The organism is Magnetococcales bacterium, from assembly GCA_015228935.1.
Taxonomy (GTDB): Bacteria; Pseudomonadota; Magnetococcia; order Magnetococcales; family DC0425bin3; genus HA3dbin3.
Window position 1 is genome coordinate 20,907 of record JADGCO010000026.1, and the last position, 6,377, is coordinate 27,283.

Annotated in this window: 6 protein-coding genes; 3 read left to right on the top strand and 3 right to left on the bottom strand. The window is 54.6% G+C overall.

What is annotated here, in order from left to right; all coding sequences use genetic code 11:
- Positions 1-22 precede the first annotated feature (22 nt).
- The 3 genes from secB to rpsT all read right to left on the bottom strand — a co-directional run bounded on the left by secB (position 23) and on the right by rpsT (position 2,612).
- On the bottom strand, positions 23-544 hold the full coding sequence (gene secB / locus HQL65_08365; protein MBF0136240.1) for a protein-export chaperone SecB: 522 nt from the start codon (positions 542-544) through the stop codon (positions 23-25).
- A 44-nt stretch (positions 545-588) separates the two neighbouring features.
- Positions 589-2,217 (bottom strand): DEAD/DEAH box helicase, encoded by a 1,629-nt coding sequence (locus tag HQL65_08370; protein ID MBF0136241.1) that lies wholly within the window; start codon positions 2,215-2,217, stop codon positions 589-591.
- 122 nt (positions 2,218-2,339) lie between these two features.
- Positions 2,340-2,612, bottom strand: a complete 273-nt coding sequence (rpsT, locus tag HQL65_08375; protein ID MBF0136242.1) for a 30S ribosomal protein S20 — start codon at positions 2,610-2,612, stop codon at positions 2,340-2,342.
- A 120-nt stretch (positions 2,613-2,732) separates the two neighbouring features.
- Between rpsT and murJ the strand changes: the two genes are divergently transcribed.
- The 3 genes from murJ (at position 2,733) to HQL65_08390 (ending at position 6,300) form a co-directional block, all read left to right on the top strand.
- Positions 2,733-4,307, top strand: coding sequence for a murein biosynthesis integral membrane protein MurJ (gene murJ, locus HQL65_08380; protein ID MBF0136243.1), 1,575 nt, complete (start codon positions 2,733-2,735; stop codon positions 4,305-4,307).
- A gap of 251 nt (positions 4,308-4,558) precedes the next feature.
- Complete coding sequence (locus tag HQL65_08385) at positions 4,559-5,665, top strand: AAA family ATPase (protein ID MBF0136244.1); 1,107 nt, start codon at positions 4,559-4,561, stop codon at positions 5,663-5,665.
- Positions 5,665-6,300 carry a hypothetical protein gene (locus tag HQL65_08390; GenBank protein ID MBF0136245.1) on the top strand — a complete coding sequence of 212 codons (636 nt, stop codon included), beginning with the start codon at positions 5,665-5,667 and terminating at the stop codon, positions 6,298-6,300. The genes HQL65_08385 and HQL65_08390 overlap by 1 nt, the downstream gene beginning before the upstream one ends.
- Positions 6,301-6,377: the final 77 nt, after the last annotated feature.

Consider the following 6,377-nt stretch of genomic DNA (forward strand, 5'->3'; position numbering starts at 1 on the left):
CGCCCAGGAATTTTCATGAACGTTACTGGGTGAGCTGTCCGGGAGGCTTGGCCTGCTGGGCTTGCCGCTGGGCACGGGCCTGTTGAAAAAGGGCCGCAAAATTGATCGGATCCAACAACAAGGGCTTGAATCCTCCCTCGGTCACCGTCGCCGAAATCACATGCCGCAAGTAGGGGAACAGAATGGTGGGACAATCCACCCCCAGCAACACCTCGGCATGTTCCTCGGGTACATTGCGGATCAGGAACAATCCTGCATAGGTCACATCCACCAGAAACATGGTCTTGTTGTCCAGCTTGACATCGGTCACCACATGCAGGGTCACCTCGTAGTGACCATTTTCCTTGGCCGTTGTGCTGCTGGAGAGGTTGAAATCAACCCGGGGTTCCTGATTCAATTGGAAAACTTCCGGTGTGTTGGGATTTTCGAAGGAGAGATCCTTCAAATAAATCTTGACCACATGAAAGACAGGCTGATCAGCATTTTGCGACTCAGCCGGAGGTGCGGGCGGGGAAGGAGGCGTCGGGGGCTTGGATTGGGCCATGGGTATGCTCCGTTCGATGCGTCAAATAAATGGATGTCGCGGCATCATGAATCCTGGACATCCTCCGTCGGGGAACCACGGGCAACCAACTCCGGGGTCGTGGTTCCAGCCTGAGAACCATTCTGGGCAGTGCCGGAGCGACGGTTGCGTCGCCGGCGTCTTTTGGCGGGGGCAGGGGTGGGGGTGGGATTTTCGGAACTTTCTGCTGGCAAGGCTCCCTCGCCAGGAATGGCACCTGCAATGGCATCTGATGTGGCACCCGCCCGAGGACGTGAAACGGCGGCGCGTCGTGGCCGCCTGGTTTTTTTATCAGGTGTCTTGCTGTCGGGCATCTTGCTGTCGGGCATCTTGCTGTCGGTTGCGACAGCGTCCACATGCTGCGAAGTCGTTTCGCGGACCGGCCTGGACGAGATGGATTTTCCTTTCCTGTCACGGCGCTCATTCCGTTGTGGACGGGCATGGACCGAGGCAGCGGAGCGTGGCGGTCGCTTCAGTTCCGGCAACATGGTGTCATCAGCCCAGGAAACCGGTATTTTCATGCCAATGAAGGTTTCCACGGCCTCCAGATGATAGGCCCCTTCCTCATCGACCAGGGAGATGGCATCACCCGCCGCCCCGGCCCGGGCCGTGCGCCCGATACGATGCACATAATCCTCTGCATTTTCGGGCAGATCAAAATTGATGACATGTGTCACCCCGGCAATATGCAAACCACGTCCGGCGACATCCGTGGCGATCAAGACCGGCAGCTCTCCATCCTGAAACCGTTGCAGGACTTTCAAACGCTTGATCTGGGGAACGTCCCCGGAGAGATATCCGGCGCTGATGCCATTGCCATCCAGCCAATCTTTGAGCTTTTCACCCATGCGCTTGGTATTGACGAAAATCATGACCCGTCCCCCGCCCGCCGTGGTCTCTTCGGCCAGTTCGACGCGCAGGATGCCCACCAGCAGACGAATCTTGTCGCCAGATTCGACATGATAGAGAAACTGTCGCACCATGGCGGCGGTTTTGACATCGCTTTCCACCGCCAACATGACGGGATTGTTCATGTACTCGTAGGAAAGCTCCTGGGCACGATAGGAGAGGGTCGCCGAAAAGAGGACGGAGAGGCGCTTTTCGAAGGAGGGAAGCCGGCGAAGGAGATAGCGCAAATCGGCGATGAACCCCATGTCAAACATGCGGTCGGCTTCGTCGATGATCAGCACCTCGACCTCTTTGACGGTATAGATTTTTTGTTTATAAAAATCGATCAACCGTCCTGGCGTGCCGATCAGGAGATCGATCCGGCTGGCAGAGAGTTGCAGTTTTTGTTTTTCGTAGTCAACTCCGCCATAGAGGGCGGCGATGGCAAATCCCGTATGGGCACCCAGGGCACGGGCATCCCGTTCCACCTGGACCACGAGTTCGCGGGTGGGGGCGATGATCAGGGCGCGTGGGCTGTCAGGTCCATTGGGCGCGGCTTTGGTGCGCGGCGTGGCGAGCATCCGGGAATACAAGGCGATCAGAAAGGCTGCGGTTTTGCCGGTTCCCGTCTGTGCCTGCCCGGCGACATCACGACCCGCCAGCAAATGAGGAAGCGTCAAGGCCTGGATCGGCGTACAAAGGGAAAACCCGCAGTCGCGTATACCCGCCATGACTGGTTCGGGAATGGGAAGGTCAGTAAACTCCATGATTCAAGGATCCACTCCGACCTGGAACAGGTCCAGGTCGTCAGAGTACTCCACCCTTTCCCGGGGCAGGAGGCAAAAAACCCGTCAAACCTTTTTGCCTCTGTTGGCCGGGAAAAAATGGGTCAGGTACCGGTAGCCAGCACTTTGACCTTGGCATTCAGTCGGCGCATGCGGCGAGCAGCCTGGTTTTTGTGAATGACACCCTTGCGGGCAGAGATGGCGAGCAGGGAAACAGCCGCCCGGAGCGCTTCCTGTGCTTTGGCGGCATCACCCGTTTCAACAACAGTCAACACCTTCTTGGTAAACGTGCGCATGCGCGATTTGGCGTCCCGGTTGCGCAGATTGCGCTTGACTGTCTGCCGGGCACGCTTCATGGCGGATTTGATATTGGCCACTTGACGCAGACTCCCTTTGCTTGAAATGATCTGGGGCCACAGGCACCATGCCATGACCCTGACACGTAATGTTTCAGGGTATTCAAGCCACCCGTTACCGTCAAAGGTTTTTCTGTGTCCATGCCCCCTTCAGCACCATCCGGACGAGGTCATCACCTGTTGCGTGCGGTGGGGACCATCAGCTTTTTCACCCTCTTATCGCGCATTCTGGGCTTTGTCCGGGATGTCGTGATTGCCCGGGGATTTGGATCGGGGATGGAGGCGGATGCCTTTTTTGTGGCGCAAAAGCTGCCCAATTTTTTGCGCCGCCTGTTTGCCGAGGGGGCGTTTGCCACCGCCTTTGTCCCGGTATTCAGCACCTACAAGGTCCAGGACGACCTGGCGGCAACGCGGCACATGGTCATGGTCGTGTTTACTGCCCTGGCTGCCATTCTGATGGTGGTGGTGGCGTTGGGGGAGCTGGCCATGCCCCTCCTGCTCATGGTGATTGCCCCCGGTTTCGGGGATGATCCGGAAAAATATCGCCTGACCGTGGATCTGACCCGGATCACCTTTCCCTATATCTTGTTGATTTCCCTGGTGGCCATGGCCGGAGGCGTTCTCAACAGTTACCGGCGGTTTGCCATTCCGGCTGCCACGCCCATTCTGCTCAACGTTTTCATCATTCTGGGTGCCCTGGTGGCGGCACCCTGGTTTGAACGCCCGGTGGTGGGACTGGCCCTGGGGATCCTGGTCGGTGGTATTGTGCAACTGCTCGTGCAGTTTCCGGCCATGGCCCGTCTTGGGTTGCCGCTGGGGTTGCGCTGGGACCCCCGTCATCCGGCGATTCGTCGCATCCTGCACCTGATGGGACCCTCCATCCTGGGGGTTTCGGTGGCCCAGATCAGTCTGATCCTCGATACCTTTCTGGCCTCCTGGCTGCCGGTCGGCTCCATCTCTTACCTCTACTATGCCGACCGTCTGGTGGAGTTTCCGCTTGGCCTGATCGGCATTGCCATGGCCACGGCCATTCTGCCCGCCCTTGCAGCCAAGGCGGCCCGCAACGATGAACAAGGCCTCAATGCCGATCTGGAATTTGCCCTGCGGGTGGTGACCCTGGTCAATCTGCCCGCCAGTGTGGCCCTTGTTATCCTGCGCGAACCCATTCTGGTCATGCTGTTTCAGGGCGGGGCATTTGATGCCCACACCACCCACGCCACTTCCCAGGCCCTCCTGGCCTACAGTTGTGGTCTGATGGCCTTTACCGGCGTCAAGGTGGTCGCCCCGGCCTTTTTCGCCCGCCACGATACCCGAACCCCGGTGCGGGTGGCCATCTTCTGCCTGGTCATCAACATGGTTCTCAACGTCATCCTCATGTTTCCTTTGAAACATGTGGGACTGGCCCTGGCCACCACCCTGACCTCCTACCTCAATGTCACGCTGCTGCTCTACTATCTGCATCGGCAGACCGGTTTTCGCCTTGGACGGCCCTTCCTCGTCACCCTGGGCAAAACCCTGCTGGCCTCGGCAGCCATGGGTGGCGGCCTGATCTGGGGCCGGGACACCTTCTGGCATGCAGGCCTTTCCACCCTGAAACAAACCCTCATCCTGCCCACCATCATCGTCGCCGGCATGGTTCTCTATCTGGTGGCCATCTGGATTTTGCGCACCTCGGAACTCAAGGAGATGCAAAAATTTCGCAAGAAAACCGCTTGATAAAATCGGCCTTGATCATCGTTTCGGCCATGGGCAGGGGCTTGGCGAAAACGGGGTCCAGGGGGCTGGCTCCCTGGCAGGTCCAGGACAGAGTCCTGGTGGGGTTTGGGGCGAAGCCCCAACAAAAAATTGTTTCCAAAACTGTTTCCAAATGGCCGAAACGATGATCATGGCCATAAAATCAATAAAGTTTTCCCATACACATCATGCAGACGAACAGGGTATCCACACAGGGCCGGGAGAGGTTGAACATGTTGGATTCGTTATCAATATCCAATTTCAGACTTTTCAGGAAGCTGGAAATAGCGCGCCTGGGGCGTGTCAATCTTTTTTCCGGCAAAAACGGTACCGGCAAAAGCTGTCTCCTGGAAGCGCTGAATATTTATTTTAATAATGCAAACCATTTATTATTGAATGATTTAATCAAATCAAGAAACGAAAATGTCCTGTCAGAAAAAAACGATGCTGAATTATCTGGGCAAGAAGTACCAAACGACCCAATCAGACATTTATTCAGGGGCCATTTATTTCCTGACCGTCCAGAAGATGGCATCCGTATGGGCAGTCTGGAAAATCCTGATAGGCTAAAGATTTACATTTTGCCATACATGACTGAGATTGTCGAAACGGGAAGATTAAAATATACGCCAGTTACTGACCCTTCATTACTGAATGAAGATGAACAATATTCAATTTATGTGGTATCCGATATCCATGGAGAAATAAAAAGATTTATCCCTGGAGAAGAAAAAATAGGGTATGCGGTTCCAAAAAGAAAATTGTTTTCGATAAGGTTAACACAATATGTATCATCTCAGGGACTGCATTATGGTGAAGCCGCTTATCTTTGGGACCTGGTTAATCTTACAGAGTTGGAGAAAGAGGTTATCCATGCCCTCAATATTATCGAACCCGCCATAAGTGGAATCGCCTTGATTGGAAATTCCGAAGATCGTTCAGGACGTTTACCCGTCGTCCGCATTGAGGGAACAAAAGAAAGAATTCCCCTGAAAAGTCTAGGAGATGGCGCAGTGCGCCTGTTCCATATCATTTTGGCCCTGGTCAATGCCGAAAACAGTGTTCTTCTACTCGATGAGGCGGAGAACGGTTTGCACTGGTCCGTCCAGGACAAGCTGTGGCGCATTGTCTTTCTTTTGGCAGCCCGACTGAATGTCCAGGTCTTTGCAACCACACACAGCAAGGATTGCATCGAAGGTTTTCATGGTGCCTGGCAGGTTCATCCGGAAAGCGGGGCCTTTTTTCGTCTGGATGCCCATCCGACTCTTGGGGCCAAATGTACTCCCTATGCGTTGCGATCCCTGGGCAATGCCCTGGAATCCAGGGTGGAGATGCGTTGATGGAATCTCCCTGTTCACACAACGGCAACAAAGTGCTTCTGGTTGAGGGAAAAAATGATTGTCACGTCATTCTGGCCCTTTGCAAACATTTTCATATTCCGCAAAATTTTGGCATTTTCCAATGTGGAAACGATATCGGAGTCATCCAACGTGCCGATGCCCTGCTCTTGCGGGCCGATATGGAGTGCATCGGTATTGTTATGGACGCCGACGAAAAAACGGCTGCGGATTTTCGCTGGAATCAGATCAGGAATGGTATGGATGTGAGCGGCTATCCCGTGACTGACAATCCAGATCCCACTGGAACCATTTGGACATCTTCCGAAAGGCCGACGCTGGGAATCTGGATCATGCCTGATAACAGGTTGCGGGGCAGGATTGAGGACTTTCTGATGGAGATGGCACCATCTGAAGCCTTGGAACAGGCACGGCAGTGTGTCAGCACAGCGCATGCAAACAACATGACCACTTTCAAAAATTCGCACCGCAGCAAGGCTGATCTGCATACGTATCTGGCTTGGCAGGACGAACCTGGTACTCCCATGGGACTTGCCATCACCAGGCAGGCCCTGAATCCTGATACCCAGACTGCACGCGAGTTTGTAAACTGGCTGACCCGATTGTTCGATCAATAATTCATGCAAATATATCAAACTTATTTGTCTAGCTGTTCCAACGCAACTAATATACAGGAAATTATTCGGCCAAACTG

Excerpts from the sequence above, each read along its gene's own strand:
- secB (MBF0136240.1), bottom strand. The coding sequence starts at position 544 with ATGGCCCAATCCAAGCCCCCGACGCCTCCTTCCCCGCCCGCACCTCCG.
- HQL65_08370 (MBF0136241.1), bottom strand. The coding sequence starts at position 2,217 with ATGGAGTTTACTGACCTTCCCATTCCCGAACCAGTCATGGCGGGTATA.
- murJ (MBF0136243.1), top strand. The coding sequence starts at position 2,733 with ATGCCCCCTTCAGCACCATCCGGACGAGGTCATCACCTGTTGCGTGCG.
- HQL65_08385 (MBF0136244.1), top strand. The coding sequence starts at position 4,559 with ATGTTGGATTCGTTATCAATATCCAATTTCAGACTTTTCAGGAAGCTG.
- HQL65_08390 (MBF0136245.1), top strand. The coding sequence starts at position 5,665 with ATGGAATCTCCCTGTTCACACAACGGCAACAAAGTGCTTCTGGTTGAG.